This is a genomic window from Gillisia sp. Hel1_33_143 (assembly GCF_900104765.1).
Classification (GTDB): domain Bacteria; phylum Bacteroidota; class Bacteroidia; order Flavobacteriales; family Flavobacteriaceae; genus Gillisia.
This window is the reverse complement of record NZ_LT629737.1, coordinates 3,312,585-3,333,559: the sequence shown is the minus strand read 5'-3', so window position 1 is coordinate 3,333,559 and position 20,975 is coordinate 3,312,585. Positions and strand designations below refer to the sequence as shown.

General features: G+C 35.0%; 16 protein-coding genes. 9 read left to right on the top strand and 7 right to left on the bottom strand.

What is annotated here, in order from left to right; translation table 11 throughout:
• The first annotated feature begins 3 nt into the window (after positions 1-3).
• Positions 4-465 carry a nuclear transport factor 2 family protein gene (locus BLT84_RS15435; protein WP_091267652.1) on the top strand — a complete coding sequence of 154 codons (462 nt, stop codon included), beginning with the start codon at positions 4-6 and terminating at the stop codon, positions 463-465.
• A gap of 42 nt (positions 466-507) precedes the next feature.
• Here BLT84_RS15435 and BLT84_RS15430 read toward each other — a convergent pair whose 3' ends face one another.
• The 3 genes from BLT84_RS15430 to BLT84_RS15420 form a co-directional block, all read right to left on the bottom strand.
• The gene (locus BLT84_RS15430; RefSeq protein WP_091267649.1) at positions 508-1,512 is read right to left on the bottom strand and encodes an alcohol dehydrogenase; all 1,005 of its coding nucleotides are present in this window, start codon (positions 1,510-1,512) and stop codon (positions 508-510) included.
• A gap of 70 nt (positions 1,513-1,582) precedes the next feature.
• Complete coding sequence (locus BLT84_RS15425; RefSeq protein WP_034888028.1) at positions 1,583-2,269, bottom strand: type II CAAX prenyl endopeptidase Rce1 family protein; 687 nt, start codon at positions 2,267-2,269, stop codon at positions 1,583-1,585.
• A gap of 56 nt (positions 2,270-2,325) precedes the next feature.
• On the bottom strand, positions 2,326-3,759 hold the full coding sequence (locus BLT84_RS15420; RefSeq protein WP_034888029.1) for an L-serine ammonia-lyase: 1,434 nt from the start codon (positions 3,757-3,759) through the stop codon (positions 2,326-2,328).
• 316 nt (positions 3,760-4,075) lie between these two features.
• On the opposite strand from BLT84_RS15420, the gene dnaK reads away from it, so the two are divergent.
• On the top strand, positions 4,076-5,989 hold the full coding sequence (dnaK, locus tag BLT84_RS15415) for a molecular chaperone DnaK (RefSeq protein ID WP_034888030.1): 1,914 nt from the start codon (positions 4,076-4,078) through the stop codon (positions 5,987-5,989).
• A gap of 408 nt (positions 5,990-6,397) precedes the next feature.
• A complete protein-coding gene (locus BLT84_RS16200; RefSeq protein WP_231929368.1) occupies positions 6,398-8,452 on the top strand; it encodes a thrombospondin type 3 repeat-containing protein in 2,055 nt (684 codons plus the stop codon).
• A gap of 61 nt (positions 8,453-8,513) precedes the next feature.
• Here the strand turns inward: BLT84_RS16200 and BLT84_RS15405 are convergent, their stop codons facing one another.
• Complete coding sequence (locus BLT84_RS15405) at positions 8,514-9,158, bottom strand: alpha/beta hydrolase (RefSeq protein ID WP_034888032.1); 645 nt, start codon at positions 9,156-9,158, stop codon at positions 8,514-8,516.
• A gap of 43 nt (positions 9,159-9,201) precedes the next feature.
• Between BLT84_RS15405 and BLT84_RS15400 the strand changes: the two genes are divergently transcribed.
• From BLT84_RS15400 to BLT84_RS15380, 5 genes are all read left to right on the top strand, one after another.
• On the top strand, positions 9,202-9,630 hold the full coding sequence (locus BLT84_RS15400) for a PaaI family thioesterase (RefSeq protein WP_091267646.1): 429 nt from the start codon (positions 9,202-9,204) through the stop codon (positions 9,628-9,630).
• Complete coding sequence (locus BLT84_RS15395) at positions 9,623-10,774, top strand: chorismate-binding protein (protein ID WP_091267644.1); 1,152 nt, start codon at positions 9,623-9,625, stop codon at positions 10,772-10,774. The genes BLT84_RS15400 and BLT84_RS15395 overlap by 8 nt, the downstream gene beginning before the upstream one ends.
• Positions 10,775-10,824: 50 nt before the next feature.
• A complete protein-coding gene (gene menD, locus BLT84_RS15390) occupies positions 10,825-12,558 on the top strand; it encodes a 2-succinyl-5-enolpyruvyl-6-hydroxy-3-cyclohexene-1-carboxylic-acid synthase (RefSeq protein WP_091267641.1) in 1,734 nt (577 codons plus the stop codon).
• A gap of 69 nt (positions 12,559-12,627) precedes the next feature.
• Positions 12,628-12,966 (top strand): DUF2853 family protein, encoded by a 339-nt coding sequence (locus BLT84_RS15385; RefSeq protein ID WP_034888039.1) that lies wholly within the window; start codon positions 12,628-12,630, stop codon positions 12,964-12,966.
• 109 nt (positions 12,967-13,075) lie between these two features.
• Entirely contained in the window at positions 13,076-13,912 is an 837-nt protein-coding gene (locus tag BLT84_RS15380) for a S1 RNA-binding domain-containing protein (RefSeq protein ID WP_034888041.1), read from the top strand.
• On the opposite strand, the gene BLT84_RS15375 is transcribed toward BLT84_RS15380, so the two are convergent.
• The gene (locus tag BLT84_RS15375; RefSeq protein ID WP_091267638.1) at positions 13,909-14,388 is read right to left on the bottom strand and encodes a hypothetical protein; all 480 of its coding nucleotides are present in this window, start codon (positions 14,386-14,388) and stop codon (positions 13,909-13,911) included. The genes BLT84_RS15380 and BLT84_RS15375 overlap by 4 nt on opposite strands.
• Positions 14,389-14,520: 132 nt before the next feature.
• Here BLT84_RS15375 and BLT84_RS15370 point away from each other — a divergent pair, with 132 nt between their 5' ends.
• Positions 14,521-15,360: a 1,4-dihydroxy-2-naphthoyl-CoA synthase gene (locus tag BLT84_RS15370; protein ID WP_091267632.1), complete on the top strand. Its 840-nt coding sequence runs from the start codon at positions 14,521-14,523 to the stop codon at positions 15,358-15,360.
• Between the two features lie 190 nt (positions 15,361-15,550).
• Here the strand turns inward: BLT84_RS15370 and BLT84_RS15365 are convergent, their stop codons facing one another.
• Together BLT84_RS15365 and BLT84_RS15360 are read right to left on the bottom strand one after the other, a co-directional pair.
• The gene (locus tag BLT84_RS15365) at positions 15,551-17,962 is read right to left on the bottom strand and encodes a thiamine pyrophosphate-dependent enzyme (RefSeq protein ID WP_091267627.1); all 2,412 of its coding nucleotides are present in this window, start codon (positions 17,960-17,962) and stop codon (positions 15,551-15,553) included.
• Between the two features lie 217 nt (positions 17,963-18,179).
• Positions 18,180-20,963, bottom strand: a complete 2,784-nt coding sequence (locus tag BLT84_RS15360) for a metalloprotease (RefSeq protein ID WP_231929366.1) — start codon at positions 20,961-20,963, stop codon at positions 18,180-18,182.
• Positions 20,964-20,975 lie beyond the last annotated feature (12 nt).

Below are 20,975 nucleotides of genomic sequence, written 5' to 3'. Positions count from 1 at the left end.
AAAATGAAGATTTTAAGCTCATGCCTTTTGATTTTGATATCGATTAGTTCATTGGCTGCTCAAGAAAATAAAGCTGAAACAGAAGTGAAAGAAACTATTCAGGAATTTTTTCAGGCTTTTCATGAGCAGGATTCAATCAAACTAAGAGCTATGGTAGTTCCTTCAATTTATATGCAATCTATAGCAGTAGATAGTTCTGGAAATTCAGAATTAGAATCGGAAGAATATTCTAAATTCTTAAAATCTATAGTTTCTATACCCAGCACTACAAAATTTGAAGAAAGATTACTCTCTTTTGATATAAGAATGAATGGAGCGTTAGCTAGTGTAATTACTCCCTATTCTTTTTACGTAAATGATATTTTGAGTCATTGCGGAGTAAATTCTTTTCAGTTATATAAAACAGAAGGTGAATGGAAAATAATTCATATTGTAGACACCAGAAAAAAAGAAGGCTGCAAATAATTAAATTTACAGCCTTCTCTATTTAAATCTTGAAGTTTGTGATTATGGTTTTAAGACCACTCTAAATCTCGCTTTATTATTAATCATTCTATCATATGCTTTTTCTACTTCTTCTAAAGGATATTCCTCTATCATAGGTTTAGTACCGGTCATTGCGCTAAATTTCAAAGTATCTTCAGAATCTATAGCAGTTCCGCTAGGCCATCCGGCAACAGATTTTCTACCCATTAATAATTGCATTGGCGAAACCTGAATTGGTTCTCCCGTAGCAGCCACCATTAATAATTTTCCATCTATAGCCAAACCATCTACTACAGATGTTATTGCTTTTGCATAAGGTGCTGTTGCCAAGATTAATTTTGCTCCGCCTAGTTTCTGAAGTTCTTCTGCAGGATCGGAATTTCCTGTATTTATAAAGTGATGAGCACCTAACTCTTCAGCTAGTTTCTTTTTATCGTCGCTGGTAGAAATAGCTACCGTTCTCATTCCCATTTTGGAAGCATATTGAATAGCAAGGTGACCTAAACCACCTATTCCCTGCACGGCTACTACATCTCCGGCTTTAATCCCAGAATTTCTTAAGGCATTAAAAGTGGTTATTCCCGCGCAAAGTAAAGGTGCGGCATCTGCGGAAGATAATTCTTCTGGAATTGCGGCAATAGCTTCTTGAGGGGCGCACATATATTCGGCATAACCACCATCATAAGAAATTCCGCTGATCTTTGCATTCTCACAACTTATAAAATCTCCTCTTCTACAAGGTTCACATTCAAAACAATGTCCGCCGTGCCATCCAACTCCAACACGTTGACCTACTTTCCATTTATTCACATTTTCTCCAACCTCTTCTACAATACCCACAACCTCATGGCCAGGCACTCTAGGAAATTCTATTCCCGGAAAGTCTCCTTGCTTTACAAAATCGTCGCTATGACAAATTCCGCAAGCTTCTACTTTTATTAAAATTTCGTTTTTTTTAGGAGATGGTTTCTCCATGTCTACTAACACAAAGTTTCCACCTTTTTCCTGTACTTGTACAGCTTTCATTATTGCAATTTTTTGGTGAGTCTTGAAATTACAAAATATGTGCTTCTACTATATCTAAGACTTTGTTAAACTAAGAAAGCAATTTGGGGAATAGCAAGAATAATACGGTAGCATTGTTCATGGCGTGCATGGCCATAGACCATCCAAGTCCTTTATTTTCGATCTTTATCTTGCCAAAGAAGAATCCGGCAATAATTCTTGGAAAGATCATAATGAACAGTATAAAATTTAATTGAAATCCATCTACATAATTATATACATGTACCATTCCGAAGATCACTGATGTTAGGAGCCAGATATATATGTGGTATTTATTTAGAAAATATGAAATATTTACTTGCCAAGTATTTGGAATAAATTCTTTTAGAAAAACAAAGAGAAGTACTGCTAGTAGTATTAAAAATCCAAATTTTAACGCCCAGTGTATATCTTCTGGAATGTAGGGTGCTGCAATTACGATTATCCAAGTACAGATAAAGAAAATGAGTTCATTCTTTGAAGGTTTTACTATAGATCTAAACATGCCTTCTTCCATTATAGGAGCTAAAATTACAGCCAGGATCATAAATTTAAAAGGAGCTTCTTTTATAAGAGTATTAAGATCGGTTTGTTGATATTGATTGATATCAAAGCTTGGAAAAATTGCATGAAGAATTCCAATGGCAATAAAAAAAACGAAATAAGATCCCAACATTAATCCGTAGTTAAGAAACAGATTTTTAAGTTTGATCTTAAGTTTAAGGTTGGCGTAAGACAATGTTAATTTTTATAGCCTTGGTTGGGCTTAATTCCTATAAAGATATTTAAATTTATTTAGCAGTCGCTTAAACTCACCTTTACCGCCAAACCACCTTCAGAAGTTTCTTTGTATTTAGAGTTCATGTCTTTTGCTGTATCCCACATGGTCTCGATTACTTTATCTAACGGAACCTTTGCTTTAGTAGCATCGCTATCCATCGCAATTTCTGCTGCATTAATAGCTTTAATTGCACCCATAGCATTTCTTTCTATACATGGAATTTGCACAAGTCCGGCAATAGGATCGCACGTAAGACCAAGATGATGTTCCATAGCAATCTCGCTTGCCATTAAAACTTGGGCAGGAGTTCCGCCCATAACTTCGGTAAGTGCTCCTGCGGCCATGGCAGAGGAAACACCAATTTCTGCCTGACATCCACCCATAGCGGCAGATATGGTAGCTCCTTTTTTGAAAAGGCTTCCAATTTCTCCAGCTACCAGCATAAATCTTTTTATATCTTCAAAAGTAGCATCATGGTTTTCAATTACCATATAATACATTAATACTGCGGGTACGGTACCTGCACTTCCATTAGTAGGAGCAGTAACAACTCTTCCTAAAGATGCGTTTACTTCATTTACACTAATAGCGAAACAACTTACCCATTTAAGGATCTGTCTAAATTTAACTTCAGTAAGTCTGATGCTTTCCAGCCATTCTTGTGGAGTGGAATATTTTGAATCTCCAATAAGTTTTTTATGAATATCAAAAGCGCGTCTGTGTACGTTGAGTCCGCCGGGTAAAGTTCCTTCGGTATGACAGCCTGTATACATAGATTCTAGCATTACCTGCCATACCTGTTTCAGGCCATTATCTATTTCTTCTTCAGTTCTTAGAGATTTTTCATTTTCCAGAACGATCTCAGAAATTGTTTTATTTTCAGAATTGCAATAGGCCAAAAGCTCTGTTGCTTTTTCTACTGGAAAAGGGAAATCTTCAAAGATCTCCATTTTCTTTTTAGCATTTTTACGTTCTTCTTTAACTACAAAACCACCACCTATAGAATAGAAAGAAGAAAAGGTTTTCTTTCCATTTTTTAAACAAGCTCTAAAGGTCATTCCGTTTGGGTGAAAAGGAAGAAATTTTCTATTGAATTTTATATTTTCCTTAGGATCAAAATTAATAGGATTTTCACCGTTAAGCAGAATAGATTTTGTAGCTCTAATATTAAATATTTCAGGATCTATAAGTTCTATATCCATTTTTACTGGATCAAATCCGCAAAGGCCTAGCATTACAGCAATATCTGTAGCGTGTCCGGTTCCTGTTAAAGATAGTGAACCATAAAGATCTACATGAATGCTTTCTACATCATCAAAGGTTTTCTTCTGCTTTAATTCTCCAATCCAACGTTGAGCAGCCCGCCACGGTCCAAGGGTGTGGGAACTTGATGGGCCAACGCCTACCTTAAGCATATCAAAAACACTAATACATTCTATTTTTCGCATTCTAAATCGATATTTGAAGACAAAAATATGAATTTGTTAATATAGGACTTCATTTTTTCTGAATTCTTATTAAGAAATATGCAGTGTCTTTTTGCATTAGGGATTGTAGCGGCATCCTTTTAATTTTTTAGTTTAAAAATTAAAAGATAAAGCGAATAGCCCGACCTCTTACCCGCATTGAATATGGAGGGAAAGAGGAAATGCCATTAGTAAACAAATTTATGACAACCTGTCATAATGAAACCGCTGGCATAATGATTGACTATTACTGAGTGTTAAATTAGAACAATAATAATAATAATCAACGTATAAAGTTATGAGTAAAATAATTGGAATTGACTTAGGTACTACCAACTCGTGCGTTGCCGTAATGGAAGGTAACGAACCAACGGTAATTCCTAATGCTGAAGGTAAGAGAACTACTCCTTCTGTAATAGCATTTGTAGAGGGTGGAGAAATTAAAGTTGGAGATCCTGCAAAGCGTCAGGCTGTAACAAACCCAACAAAAACAATATCTTCTATAAAGCGATTTATGGGGAATAAATTCACAGAATCTTCAAAAGAAGCAGGACGTGTACCTTATAAAGTGGTAAAAGGAGATAATGATACTCCAAGAGTAGAAATTGATGGACGTTTGTATACTCCGCAGGAATTATCTGCAATGGTATTACAAAAGATGAAGAAAACAGCTGAAGATTATTTAGGACAAACAGTAACCGAAGCGGTTATTACTGTACCTGCTTACTTCAACGATGCTCAACGTCAGGCAACAAAAGAAGCTGGAGAGATCTCTGGTTTAAAAGTTAGAAGAATTATAAATGAGCCTACAGCAGCAGCTTTGGCTTATGGTCTTGATAAAAAATCTACCGATCAAAAAATTGCAGTATATGACCTTGGTGGTGGTACTTTTGATATTTCTATCCTTGAATTAGGAGATGGAGTTTTTGAAGTATTGTCTACAAACGGAGATACGCATTTAGGTGGAGATGATTTTGATGAAGTTATTATCGATTTCCTAGCAGATGGTTTCCAAAAAGCGGAAGACATAGATCTTAGAAAAGATCCTATGGCACTTCAACGTTTAAAAGAAGCAGCAGAGAAAGCTAAGATTGAATTGTCTTCTTCTACACAAACAGAAATTAACTTACCATATGTAACGGCTACCGCTAGCGGACCAAAACACTTGGTTGAGACTCTTACAAGATCTAAATTTGAGCAATTAGCTCATGAGCTTGTAAAACGATCTATGGATCCTGTGCAAAAAGCACTTAGTGATGCAGGACTTTCTAAGAGTGATATAGATGAAGTTATCTTGGTAGGTGGATCTACTCGTATTCCTAAAATTCAGGAAGAAGTAGAAGCATTTTTCGGTAAGAAACCTTCTAAAGGAGTTAACCCAGATGAGGTTGTTGCAATTGGAGCAGCTATTCAAGGGGGTGTATTAACAGGAGATGTAAAAGATGTATTGTTACTAGATGTAACGCCTCTTTCTCTTGGTATTGAAACAATGGGTGGAGTGATGACTAAATTAATTGAGTCTAATACAACTATTCCAACCAAAAAATCTCAGGTATTTTCTACCGCAGCAGATAATCAACCATCTGTAGAGATTCATGTATTGCAAGGGGAACGCCCAATGGCTACAGATAATAATACTATTGGTAGATTCCACTTAGATGGTATTCCACCAGCACAAAGAGGAACTCCTCAAATTGAAGTAACCTTTGATATTGATGCTAACGGTATTATTAAAGTAAGTGCTACAGATAAAGCTACCAATAAAACTCAGGATATTAGAATTGAAGCTTCTTCAGGATTAACAGAAGAAGAAATTCAAAAAATGAAGCAGGAAGCGGAAGCAAATGCTGAATCTGATAAGAAAACGAAAGAAAAAGTAGATAAGCTTAATGAAGCTGATGCTATGATCTTCCAAACTGAGAAGCAATTAAAAGAATTTGGTGATAAGATATCTGAAGATAAGAAGAAGCCAGTTGAAAGTGCTTTAGAAGATTTGAAGAAAGCTTATGAAACTAAAGAAGTGGAAACAATTTCTCCAGCTTTAGATAAGCTTAATGAAGCTTGGAAAACTGCATCTGAAGAGATGTATAAAGCACAAGCAGAAGCTCAAGGTGGCGCGCAACAAGGTGCACCGGGAGCTGAATCTAACGGAGAAGCTGCTGGAAACGCAAGCGACGACGTTGAAGATGTAGACTTCGAAGAAGTGAAGTAATTCATTTTACATATTAGACCTTGCTTTTAAGGTTTAACTAAAAGATCCCGATGTAAGTCGGGATCTTTTTTTTATAAATATTTTAAATAAAAATGTTTTGCTCGCTTAAGATTATTGAATCTTTAGATTTTACAGATTCTAAAATTATGTATTGAACATAGAACATAATTTTAGTCTTCGATTTTATGTTTCTTATTTATAATGGAAAACCCCTATTGATATGAATTCATCTTCATTCATATCTTTATAAAAATTATAATAGGATAAACTTCCCTCCAGATTATCCTATAAATTTCTTCCCTCCAATTATTGAATTACAAAGCCTCCCGCATTTTATTATCGGCTCTCTGAATGCTTATCATCTATGATAAATGCAGTTATACTTTCCTAACCATTCAATATATTATTATGAAAAATTTTAAATTTTTAATTGCCTTTGCGGCAATGATCATCTTACTTTTTACATATTGTAGTAAAGATGATGTCAATGATCAAAATAGTGAGACAAACTCAGAGCTTGTTTCCATATCGTTTGATGCTGTGCTAAAAGACTTCAATACAAATCGAAGCTTAACTAAACAAAACCAGTTAGCAGATATTCCAGAATGTCTGGATAATATACCATCTAAAGTTAGAGTAGCGTTAAAAGACAGCGAGGGAGCATGGGTTTCTATGGCAAATGGTGATGCTGGAGAGTTTATTGAAATTCCAGTTATTGCCAATGATGAAGGAGGATGGATGACAAAAGAATCTGCAGATCTAGAATTACCGCCGGGAGATTACACTTTAGAATATTTTGCAGTTTTGGACACAGATAATAATGTTCTTTGGATCGCTCCCAGAGAAAATGATGATTATGGTCCAGCCAATTTTGCCAATTTTGTAAGTGATGCCTTGCCAATTACTATTGATCTTAGAGCGGGTGTAAAAAAGTATATAGATGTAGAAGTTCTATGTTATGATGAGCGAATGGCAGATGAGTATGGATATCTATTCTTTGATTTTTCTCAAGTAGATGCAATTACCTTGTGCTTATTTGGAAATTACTGTGATGTAACAGGAAGGCATTACCCAGCAAGATTTAGTGTAGAAGCTTGGATATTCTCTGGAGATCTGGCAGATCCAAAATTAGGAGAACCTCTTACCAATGGTATTTTAACAAACGAGACCGGGATTTATGAAGATACGGAAGACGCTTTTGCAAGACCCTTGTGTATAGCACTGCCAAATTCTTCTGATGAGGATACCTATTATATTGAGATCAAATTGTTAGGATTTGAAGGAGTATATACAGATCCTGAAGTACCTGTAGAAACTTTAATGATCACAGATACAGAAGTATTAGACTTGTATAATGGCGAGTCCAATACTTATTACCACTTTAGAATAGGTTGTGAAGGAACCGAAGAATGTGCTAATGATATGGATTGTGATGGTATTGCAGATGATGTGGATAATTGCCCAATGAAAGCAAATGCAGACCAAACAGATACAGATGAAGATGGTGTGGGAGATGTTTGTGATAATTGCGTGAATATTGCTAACGCAGATCAGGTAGATGCAGACCAAGATGGAATTGGTGATGCTTGCGAAGATCTTTCAACAGATGATGATGGAGATGGAGTTCCTAATGATATTGATGAGTGTCCAGGCACTCCTTCAGGAACGCCTGTAGATATTAAAGGGTGTGAAAGCATTCAAGTGCCAGGAAGAGATGTTGTAGTATTTAATGACGCCAATATGTTTGACGATAATGCAATGGAAGATCCAGACAATATTAGATTTGTAGAAAATTTGGTTACCTATACCACTACAGGTTCTCGTAATGCTGGTGATGTTGTTTGGATTGATAGGGGCCGCAGCGCAGCTTGTTACTCTAATGGGGAATGTGACGAAGATGGATGGAGTAAAATGGAGGAAACAATTACCAATACAGGACTTACTGTTACTAGCGTTTTCTCAAATGCTGGTTCATTAACTAATATTCCTGCAGATGTTAAGGTGATATTTTTAGTGATGCCAACTCTTCAATACACCGTTGCAGAGATAAATGCTTTTAAAGCTTTTGCTGCTGAAGGAGGACGAATCATTTTTGTTGGAGAACATTCAAGTTTCTATTTCTTTATAGATGTACAAAATCAGTTCTTATTGAATATGGGAGCTGTATTAACGAATACTGGTGGGTTGGTGGATTGTGGTTATACTGTTATACCGCAATCATCTAATCGAGTGCATCCAATAATGGCAGGAATCACAGATCTTACCATTGCATGTGCCTCTGTTATAGAAATAGGAGTAGATGATTTCGCATTGTTCTATGATACTACTAATACAAAAGTATTAGCAGGAGTTGCGAAAATAGATACCACCCCAATATCTGAATTAAAGGCTTCCTCTATCAGATTTGACAATCCTGTACGTAATAGAAATTCAAAATCTACGTCATCGGGTATTCAACCTTAAAACGGGTAAAGATGAGATGTAAGATAAAAGAAAGTCGCTATTTAGCGGCTTTTTTTTTTGATTAGCTTTCACCAATATTAGATAGAATTTCTGGTCTAACTTCATGGCCACCATCAAAAGTGATAACGTTTAAATTCTTTGGAAACAATTCTTTTAAACGTTCGTGTTCTACTTTTACAACTCCAGCTTTCAGGTATTCATCTTGAGTTCCGTAAATAAAAGAGAATTTAGTATCGGTTAGAAATTCAAAATCTTTAGTAGCTAATTCCTGTGGTACTTTTCCTGAGAGGAGAATTAAATTCTTGCATTGTATCTTTTCTCTGGCAACAAATCTGGTTGCTATAGAAACTCCCTGAGAGTATCCCAAAACATTTAGGTTTTCTACTTTATCTAATCCTTCCGCCTTAAAGACTTCCTTTAAATAGTTCAGAACATTTTCAAATTCTTCTTCCGTATTTTCTTTGGTTAACCAAGACGCACCAACATGGGTGTATTTATTATTCAGGTAATATTTAGATTGTGCCTGCGGGGCGATAATGTAATTCTCTTCAGGGTTGAGGTCTTTAAAATACTTCAGAAAATACCTGCTTAGATATCCAATTCCGTGAAAAACCAGCCATACATTTTTTGTTTTTGAGGTATACTCGTTTAAAGTGCTATAGGTATTGGTTATCTTATAAGAAACCTGTTTTTCTTCTCTGTTCATCTGCGGTGTTTTGTATTTTTACAAAGTAAACAATCTTATAGCAATGGAGAAGCAGGAAATTCTGGCAAAGTGTAATGAAATGTGTAGAAATACATTGATGGATACTTTAGATATTAAATTCACCGATATTGGAGATGATTTTGTGACTGCAGAGATGCCGGTAAATTCTAAGGTTCATCAGCCGGATGGGGTTTTACACGGAGGTGCCACGGTAGCTTTGGCAGAAAGTGTGGGAAGTGTTGCTTCTCATATTTTTATTGACTCTGCGGAATATTATGTTCGCGGAATTGAGATCTCTGCAAATCATTTAAAAAGCATTAAGGAGGGAATGGTGTATGCGAAGGCAACATTTATTCATAAAGGAAGAACCACGCAGCTCTGGAATATTAGAGTTACAGATGCAGAAGATAATTTGATCTCTTTAGTAAAACTAACCACCATTGCACTCCCGAAAAAGAAAAACAATGATTGATCTGACAAATTTTTATCTCCGAATTCAAGAGCAACTCGATCTAGACTTACCATTTGTAGCATATAGAAAAGCTTCTGATCCTATATCTCACGAATCTTTGAGAGGTTTTTTTCAAAAAGATGATCAAACACATCTCATTCACGATTTTGAAGAAAGCGGATTTGTTTTCGCTCCTTTTGATAATGAACAAAATAGTTTTTTGATTCCTTCAGATGAATCAGAGTTTTTAGAGGCTGATTTTCAAGTGGATGATGATAATATGTCCGATAATTCAATTTCGATAGAGATAGAAAGTGAAGCAGGAAAACAAAATCATTTAGATCTTGTTCAGCAAGCATTAGACGCTATTAAGAATGGCGATCTTAAAAAAGTAGTGCTTTCCAGAAAGGAAAGTGTAAAATTGGAGGCTCCAAATGCACTTTTGCTTTTTAGAAAAATGCTTTCAAAATATCCTACCGCCTTTGTGTATCTTTGGTACCATCCAAAGGTTGGGATTTGGTTAGGTGCTACTCCAGAAACCTTACTTCAGATAAAAAGAAATAGACTAAAGACCATGGCGCTTGCCGGTACTCAAAAGCTCGAGGATACTACAGACGTGGAATGGGGTTTAAAAGAGATCGAAGAACAAGAATTTGTAACCAATTCTATCATTGAAAATATTGGAGATCTTGATCTTGATAAAAATGATATTTTAAAATCTGGACCTTATACCGTTCAAGCCGGAAAATTGCTTCATCTTAGAACAGATATCAGCGTTAAAATAGATGATAACGTTAAGTTAGAGCAAATAATACACGCAATTCATCCAACTCCTGCTATTTGTGGTTTGCCTAAAAAAGAAGCAAAAGACTTTATTCTGAAAAATGAAAAGTATAACAGGGAATTCTATACCGGTTTTTTAGGTGAATTGAACATCAAAGAAAAAGTTCAACGAAGCAGTAATCGTAGGAATCGAGAGAATCAGGCTTATCTAAGTGTAGTAAAACAAACCAGTTTATTTGTGAATCTACGTTGTTTAAAATTAGACGAAGATCAAGCAATTTTATATATAGGAGGAGGAATCACTAAAGATTCAGATCCGGAACAAGAATGGATTGAAACTATGAATAAAGCACAAACTATGAAGGCAGTACTTGTTAAATAAGCCTTAGAGATACCTGTTTTTTTCGATGGAAATTGTAATTTTGGGATAGTATGAAGTATTCCAAAATTCCCGTAGCCCAATCTATAGTTGCCTTGTGTGTAGCTAAGAATATTAAACACGTAGTAATTTCCCCAGGTTCTAGAAATGCACCTTTAACCATTGGTTTTACGCACCATCCTGAAATTAATTCTTATAGTATTGTAGATGAACGTTGCGCTGCATTCTTTGCTTTAGGAATGGCGCAGCAACTGGGAAAACCAGTAGCATTGGTTTGTAGTTCTGGTTCTGCTTTATTAAATTATTATCCTGCAATTTCTGAAGCTTACTACAGCGATATCCCTTTGGTGGTGATCTCTGCAGACAGACCTATTGAGAGAATAGATATTGGAGACGGGCAGACCATTCGCCAAAAAAATGTTTTTGAAAATCATATAGAATACTCTGCAAATCTTTATTCTGAAATCGTTCTAGAGACAAGTTCTACTGATAAGAAACTATTGCAAAAGCAATTTGAATCTCAGAAGCATAACGAGCGTGAGATCAATTTGGCGTTGAATAGAGCGTTAGAAGTTAATGGGCCGGTGCATATAAATGTGCCTTTTTATGAGCCTCTATATGATCTTGTAGAAGATGTTACTGTAAATCCGTTGCAGATATTACCGGAAAAAGTGGAGCGCATCTATAGTGCGAAAGAACTGGAGAGTTATGCTGATATTTGGAATAAGGCAAAACGAAAGATGGTGATAGTAGGAGTGGCGCAACCTAATGCTATAGAGCAGAAATTCTTAAATTATTTAGCTACAGATGAATCGGTTCTGGTATTGACAGAGACTACGTCTAACCTGCAACATGAAGAATTCTTTACCAGAATAGATACCTTGATAGGGCCTATAGAAAAATCAGAAGATTTCAAGCAAGAATTCGAGGCACTTCAACCCGATATATTATTGACCTTTGGCGGGATGATAGTTTCAAAAAAGATAAAGGCCTTTTTAAGGAATTATCAACCACAACAACATTGGCATATAGATCCTAAAAAAGCATACAATACGTTCTTCTGCCTGAATAAACATTTTGAAACTTCAGTGAATTCATTTTTTGAAGGATTCCTTCCATTACTTGAAGTAGGGAAAAGTGATTATGCTGCACATTGGAAAAATATCAGAAAACAACGACAAGAAAGACATGACCTGTATGTAGAAGAAATTCCATATTCAGATTTTAAAGCAATGCAGGCTATTGTGCCTTCAGCTCCTGAAAATTATGTGGTTCAGTTAGGAAATAGCTCTACCGTTAGATATGCCCAATTATTCAAATGGAAGGCTTCTCAGAAGATCTTTTGCAATAGAGGAACAAGCGGGATAGATGGATGTGTTTCTACAGCTGTTGGCGCCGCAACCATTTCTACAGAGCCAACGCTGCTTATTTGCGGAGATCTTAGTTTCTTTTATGATAGTAACGGGATTTGGAACAACTATATCCCTTCAAATTTTAGAATCATTGTGCTGAATAATGGAGGAGGTGGAATTTTTAGAATTCTTCCGGGTAATAAGAATACCGAGAATTTTGATACTTATTTCGAAACAACGCATCAGCTTAGAGCTAATTCTCTTTGTGAGATGCATAACTTAGAATATGTTGCTGCTTCAAACTCAGATGAAATAAACGAAGCTTTGCAGGATTTCTATAAGGCTTCTGATAGACCTAAGTTGTTAGAAATTTTTACTCCAAGAAAATTAAATGACGAAGTACTGCTGAATTATTTCAGTTTCATGAAATCTTAAGAATAGTTTACGAAAATCTTACTTTAATTTTTTTAAATTGATGACTGTTAAATCATTAAAATTTAAATTATGAGTAAAACCGATGAAAAAGTAGGAAAGTATATTCAAGATGTTAGAGATAAAATAGGGGAGCCAGATGTGGATCTTATAAGGAAAATCACCGAATATTGCGGTCCTTCTGTTTTTCAAAATGACGCGGAAACTGTTTCAAGTTCAAGTAGTTCTGAAATGGAAACTGTAAAAAAGAATTTCCTTATTAAGAAATTAGGTTTGAAAGATGATGAAAAGCTAGATGAAGCTATGGATGCTGTAATGGAGAAGTATGGTAAATCTAATAGGAATAAGAATAGGGTTACTGTATATTACCTGCTTACAAAGCACTTTAAAAAAGAAAGCGTCTTTAATTAGAACCTTTTATTATATAGAAATCCGTTTTCTCCACCATGAGAAGACGGATTTTTTGGTTTATGCCAAAACCCATAAAATATGAAGTATCTTTACACTTTAAATTTGAACTATGCTTAATATTGGTGAATATCACACAATGATAATAGATCGGGATACAGATCCCGGATTGTTTCTTAAAAATGCTGAAGGGGATGAAGTTTTGTTGCCTAACAAATATAAACCCGAGAGTTTTCAATTAGAAGATGAAATAAGAGTTTTTGTTTATCTGGACCATTCAGAAAGACCGGTTGCTACAACCTTAACTCCATTTGTAAAATTAGACGAATTTGCATTTTTAAAATGTGTAGAGGTTAATGATATTGGAGCTTTTTTAGATTGGGGACTGGAAAAACATCTTTTTGTGCCCTATAGGGAGATGGCTTCTAAGATGAGAAAAGGAAGCTGGTACCTAGTATTTTGTCATTTAGATGAAGAAACCAATAGATTGATTGCTTCAAGTAAGACCAATTCTTTTCTTACTAATTCAGACCTTACAGTAGAGCCTTTTGAAGAAGTAGATCTAATTGTTGCCAATCCAACAGATCTTGGAGTGAATGTTATTGTAAATGAAATTCACCAGGGGTTGATCTTTAAAGATGATGTTTTTCAAGATCTTCAGCCGGGAGATAGGTTAAAAGGATGGGTGAAAAAAACGCGTCCAGATGGAAAAATAGATATCACATTGCAACGTCCAGGCTATAGAAGTATTGAGCCAAATGCGCAGGATATTCTAAATGAAATGGAATTAAAAGGTGGGAGTTTAAAACTAACCGATAAATCTGATCCTAACGAAATCCAACGACAATTGCAGATGAGCAAGAAAAGCTTTAAAAAAGCAATTGGAACGCTCTATAAGCAACGACTTATAGATATTAAAGAAGATGGGATCTATTTAGTAAAAGACTAATAACGATTACCTCTATAAAAAGGGGAGTAGCTTTGGAAATAGGCTGCTCCCGTACTTTCTGAAGCATCTATATAAACAGAATTTCTTGTTCCTCTGGTACTACTGTTATTAAGGCGAGGCTCAAAACTTTGATTAAATCTTGCATTTTCACCTCCGGTAATTGAAATGCTGGAAGATTGTTTATTTATCTGCACAGGAGGATCTAAATCTACGGTTCTAGATTTCATTCTTCGTTCACGCTCCATAGCTTCTGCGATATTCACTTCGCGAGGTTTATCTTCAACATTAAAATTTACTGTTCTAATTCTATAATTCCCCACATAAGGAATTTCCGGAGCTAAATTGGAGAGAGAAGGTCTTACTTCTAACCTTTTAATTATAAAACCAGACCTTTCAGATTTTGCTAAAGGAATTTCCTGAGAGAAGCCTATAAAAGAAAAGCATATAAAAGCTAGAATAAAACCGATATATTTCATTAAAATTATTTTCCTAAATATAACAAGAATTGTGCAAATTTTGATCTGTTAGATTTTTTCTACTGATTAAGCCTTTGTAGTGAATCATTGTTTTATTTTAAAAAATCTTATTTTTACTTTAAAATTATCAAAATGACAAAAATTGATTGGAAAACTGCAAAGCAGTACGAAGATATCACCTATAAAAAAGCGAATGGAGTTGCGAGGATCGCCTTCAATAGACCAGATGTAAGAAATGCATTTAGACCTAAAACTACCAGTGAATTATATGATGCCTTTTATGATGCACAGGAAGATACTTCTATTGGAGTTGTATTGCTTTCTGCTGAAGGTCCTTCATCCAAAGATGGAGTTTACTCATTTTGTAGTGGAGGAGATCAAAAAGCAAGAGGGCATCAAGGGTATGTTGGAGAAGATGGAATGCACAGATTGAATATACTAGAAGTACAAAGATTGATTAGATTTATGCCTAAAGCAGTAATAGCAGTAGTACCGGGATGGGCTGTAGGTGGCGGACATAGTTTACATGTGGTTTGTGATCTAACCTTGGCGAGTAAAGAACATGCTATATTTAAACAAACAGATGCAGATGTAACTAGTTTTGATGGAGGGTATGGGTCTGCATATCTGGCGAAAATGGTAGGACAGAAGAAGGCAAGAGAGATCTTCTTTCTAGGTAGAAATTATAATGCTCAGGAAGCCTTTGAAATGGGCATGGTGAATGCCGTTATTCCTCACGCAGAACTAGAAGATACAGCGTATGAATGGGCTCAGGAGATTTTAGCTAAATCTCCAACTTCAATAAAAATGCTAAAATTTGCCATGAATCTTACCGATGATGGGATGGTAGGGCAACAAGTTTTTGCAGGAGAAGCAACACGATTGGCTTATATGACAGATGAAGCTAAAGAAGGTAGAGATGCATTCTTAGAAAAGAGAAAGCCTAATTTTGAGAAAAAGTGGTTACCATAGCTATTGCTTTAGACTAAATTACATCTTTTATATTCAAATGTAATATCGATAGAAGTCGAGATGTATTGGTTGTAGAAATCTACTTATAATCTATAATGATTTATAGATGCTGAAACAACTTGAGTTAGATATAATAAAAAACCCCGTTCTAAATTTTAGAGCGGGGTTTTATTTTTTTATTCCTTTTAACTTATCTAAGCTGTGGAAAATCTTGAGGTCTGGCCTCATTCATTATCTCGTAGATCTTTTCAAAGATATCTTCTGTAGAAGGTTTAGAGAAGTAATCTCCATCTGTACCGTAAGCCGGTCTATGTGCTTTAGCTGTGAGCGTTTGAGGTTTACTATCTAGATGGATATATGCATTTTGATCTTCAACAATTTTCTGAAGAATATATGCAGAAGCTCCCCCAGGAACATCTTCATCTATTACCAATAATCTATTAGTTTTAGCAACGCTCTTCACTATGTCCTGATTTAGATCAAAAGGTAAAAGAGATTGAACGTCAATAATTTCTGCAGAGATACCTACTTGCTCTAATTCTTGTGCAGCTTCCTCTACCAATCTTAGTGTAGATCCATAAGAAACCAAAGTTATATCTGTACCAGTTCTAATAGTTTCTACTACTCCAATTGGCGTAGTATATTCTCCCGGATTCTCTGGTAATTTTTCTTTTAACCTGTATCCATTAAGGCATTCTACAATTAATGCAGGCTCGTCTGCTTTGAGCAATGCATTATAAAATCCAGCAGCTTTGGTCATATTCCTAGGAACCAAAATATGAATTCCTCTTAATAAATGAACTAAAGCTCCCATTGGAGATCCACTATGCCAGATACCCTCTAATCTATGTCCACGGGTTCTAATTATAAGCGGTGCTTTTTGTTTTCCTTTAGTTCTATATTGTAGGGTTGCCAAATCATCACTCATTATTTGCAATGCATATAGCACGTAATCTAAATATTGAATTTCAGCAATAGGTCTTAGTCCACGCATGGCCATTCCAATACCCTGTCCTAATATGGTAGCTTCTCTAATTCCAACATCTGCAACTCTTAACTTTCCATACTTTTCCTGAAGTCCTTCTAAACCTTGATTTACATCTCCTATCTCTCCACTATCTTCTCCAAAAATTAAAGTTTCAGGTCTGGTTTCAAAGATCTTATCAAAGTTATCTCTAAGAATTATCCTAGCATCAACATCTTTAGAATCTTCAGAATAAACTGCTGCTATTTCATCAACATTTTGAGCGATATTTTCTGATTCACTATAAAGATGACTGCTGTATTCAGGTTGAGATTGATTGGTGTAATCTGTAATCCAGTCAGCAAGTTTTGTTTTAGCATCGCTGTCTATTCCTATAAGATATTTTAAACTCTTTCTAGCAGCTACTAAAAGATCTTTCTTAAGAGGATCTTTAATTTCTGAAAGCTCTTTAGTTAGATTTTCTATGGTAGCTTCATCGCTACTATCTGTTGCAGCAGCTTTTAGAAGAGGTAAAAGTTCTTTCAACTTATCTTTCATAGGCTGAGAGTAAGCTGTCCAGGCAGCTTTCTTTCCATCTCTAACCTGCTTTTTAATAGTTTTATCTATGGCATCTAATTCTTCTTCCGTAGAAAAATTATTTTCAATGATCCATTCTTTGAATTTCACATTACAATCATAAGCTCTTTCCCAACTTAATCTATCTTCATCCTTATAACGCTCATGAGAACCTGAGGTGGAATGACCTTGAGGTTGGGTAAGTTCTTTAACATGAATTAGAACAGGAGAATGCGTTGTTCTGGCAATTTTTGAAGCTTTTTCATACGCTTCCACAAGAGCTACATAATCCCAACCATTTACGATAATGATCTCGTATGCTTTATTATTTTCATCTCTTTGGAAACCTTTAAGGATCTCAGAGATGTTTTCTTTTGTAGTTTGATATTTTGCGTGAACAGAAATTCCATATTCATCATCCCAAACACTCATAACCATTGGCACTTGTAATACTCCGGCAGCATTTATGGTTTCCCAAAAATGACCTTCACTAGTACTTGCATTCCCAATAGTTCCCCATGCAATTTCATCTCCATTGTTAGAGAACATTTCTGCATCTATTCCTTCCACATTTCTGTAGATCTTAGAAGCTTGCGCAAGCCCTAATAATCTTGGCATTTGGCCAGCTGTAGGTGAAATATCTGCACTGGAGTTCTTTTGTAGCATTAAGTTCTTCCAACTTCCATCTTCATTTAAACTATGAGTAGCAAAATGACCACCCATTTGTCTACCTGCAGACATTGGCTCCTCTTCTATAGATGTATCTGCATATAAACCGGCAAAGAATTGCTGAATAGTTAATGCTCCAATAGCCATCATAAAGGTTTGATCTCTATAGTAACCAGATCTAAAGTCTCCATTTTTGAAAACCTTAGCCATTGCTAATTGTGGGATTTCCTTCCCATCGCCAAAAATTCCAAATTTAGCTTTTCCGGTAAGAACCTCTCTTCTCCCAAGTAAGCTACACTCACGGCTGGTGACTGCAATTTTATAATCTTCTAAAACTTCTGTTTTAAAATCTTCAAAAGAAATAGTTTCTTTAGATGGTGTTTCGCTTTGCATGAAATTAAGTTTGAATTGTAACAAATATAGCTAAAACTAAGGTTAAATACAATTCAAGATATTTACCATTTTTATTGGTATAATATGTAAAATCGTTCTTAGATTAAAATATCTGCAATTTTTTTGCAAATATCGCCTAAATTTTAGGAATTGTATAATCAGAAGTAAAAATTGTAGATAAATTAAGACTTTGTTTTTTTTGGAAAAGTATTGATCTTTAATACCACTCTCTAGTAAACAATTTAATGAGCGTATTAATATCTAAAGTGACTATGAATCTAACTTTTTGATCATAATTTTCCTGACCAATTTCCCAACCTAGATTGGAATAAACTGGAAGATATAGTTCAAAATAATCTGCAACAAAACTTAGTCTAATCCCAGAATCGTAAAGAAATTCTGCATTCTTCAATTCGTTTTTAACTGCACCCACATCACCATAAGCATAGATCCATTTCCAAATGTTGGTGCTTGCATTTACCGTAGTGATCCATTGATTTGCATACGCAGGTTCTAGCTTAGATTTAAATCCACCTTCCGCTAATATTATCTGTTGGCTAAAAAGTCCGGAACTTTGACTACGTCCGTAGTAATTATAATCAAAAAGATAATCTGTAGGTCTATCTAATGCAAAACTAAAATAATCGTTGTCTGTTTCATCATTATATAGGAACGTTCCAGCATAGAACCTTAGGTTTAATTGCCTATTGTTTCTGAATAGCTTTCTGTATTCTAAGTTTAGAGCAACTTTACTGAAGTTCTTTGCCAATTGATAATCTATTCCTCCAGAGAAGTAATCTACTAAATTGGCATCTTTAAAATTGTAGCTTATATTAAATACATTATATTTTGGTTGATCTACAGGATTTAATGGATTTAGATCTTGCTCTACATTTACACTTCTTATAAATAAACTCTGTCTTAAGTTATCTCTTAAGTAATTGTTTCTAAAATAAAAACCTAAAAAGGGAGTGTACTTATTATAGAATAAATCATAACCATAAGAAAATCTTGTTCCTCCAATTCCATATTTTACAGCAAAAAGATTTTGATCATCAAAAAATTGAGTATTGGCAATAGCGGCAGAACCTACAATTGTCTTACTCGTAAATCCGAATTTTGGAGAAATCCTGAAATCAAAGTTTCTGCTTAAAAAGGTCTTATTATATAATTTTGGTCCTATTGCCAAGCCATCATAAAGGTTATAACTAAATTCTGGCATAAAGAACATCTGGTTGTAATGAGGATCTTCTACATCCTGAAAAATTCTAAACTGTATAGGTTTATTAAAAAGAGTAGTAACTCCTTTATAATTATCTCTTTTGTTAACTTCTGGAATGGCTGCATTGTAATTTAGAGCCAATCGCTCTATGCTATCTCTTGGAATGGTAACCGTTTTTCTGGAACCAATATCTTCTACCCATTCTTTATAAACTACTTTTCCATCTTTTAACCCATATAACGAAACAGGCATACCATTAGCACGTTTATTTCTAATGGTAACCTCTAGAGAATCCTTACTTTTCTTAAGTTTTGATATCTTAAAATCTATTTTATCATCGGTTTGAACATAATCTTTAAAGAACCAGTTTACATCTTTATCAGCATTCTTCTTTAATATTTGTTCAAATTCTGCACTGCTTGTTGGTTGTAGAACATTCTTTTTATAAAATTCTGAAATAGATCTTTTTACAGCATCTGTTTCTAAAAAGTCATTCATATAATGAAATCCTGCTCCCGCTTTATATGCATTGGCAATATTCTGATTGAATTTTACCAAAGAATCTTGAGTAGTAGCCAAGGATTGATCCATATGCATTCTAGCCATATGCTCATACAGGAAAGGATACTGATCATTAAATTCTAGATCTGAAGCATGGAACCATCTAATTCCAATAATATTGCTTAAGCTACCCAGCAACTTCATTTTAGGATAATACTCATCTACATAATCCATCATTAAGGAAATCTGTATGGCATCATATAACCATTGTTCTTCTCTGGGATTTATTAAAACGGTATTTTTTAGGTAGGTATGAATGATGGTTTTTAATTGCTTCATATCATAATTAAAACCATCTGGAAAAGGTCTTATAAATTTAGGAAGCTGATTAAGACCATATACAGGCTTATCCTGATAATCATCTTTAGTGATCATCAAAGATTTGTGAGGATACTCGCCCAGCCTGGTCTGAAGGAATTTCATGATCCTTTCTAGCAAGAAAGTTTTGATCTCCGGGTTCAACCCTTCATCTTCTAAATTAGTAAGTATTACTTTTGAATTTGCAGAAAGCGATTCAAATCTAAATGTTTTGGTCAGGTAAAGGTCTGATGTTACTACATTGATACCAGAAAGATAAGACGTTTTGTATTGGTCTTCGGTAACTAATTTCTCTTGGGTTAAAGGAGACGCAACGTATAAATAAGGTCTAGTAGATAACTTAAGTTTAATATTGATAGGAGGGGAGTATTGATTGCCTAAATTCTTATCGCTATACAAAACCCATTTACCATCATAAACTGCAGGAGTGATATACCAGTACTTCAGCTTAAAATTTCCATCGTCATCATAACCGTAACGAGTAAATTTTTCTGAAGGTATCTTGACCTGATAGAGTAAGTTGATCTCTGTAGATTCTCCCGGTTGAAGTGGCTTGCTTAAATTTACCTGCACGATATCTGGCAGACTATCTGATCTCACCCATGATAAAGGAAGGATATTGGCATCGTTAATACCATAAATCTTAGTGTAGCCTCGCTCTTGTTCTTTTGCAAAATGAAACCTTCTAAGGTAATCTTCTGCAAATCTCTTGGCTAATGGAGTAGACTTATCTCTAAAGCTATTTGCCCAGTCATTTAAATAAATATCCTTCAATACCGAAGTACTGCTATTCTTGTAGATGATCTTCTGCTGAATATTAAAAATATTGGTAGAGTCATTCAAGACCGCAGTAATTTCTGTACGGGTTTGGGCATACCCAAGGATTCCCCCTACGTACAAAAAAACAATTAA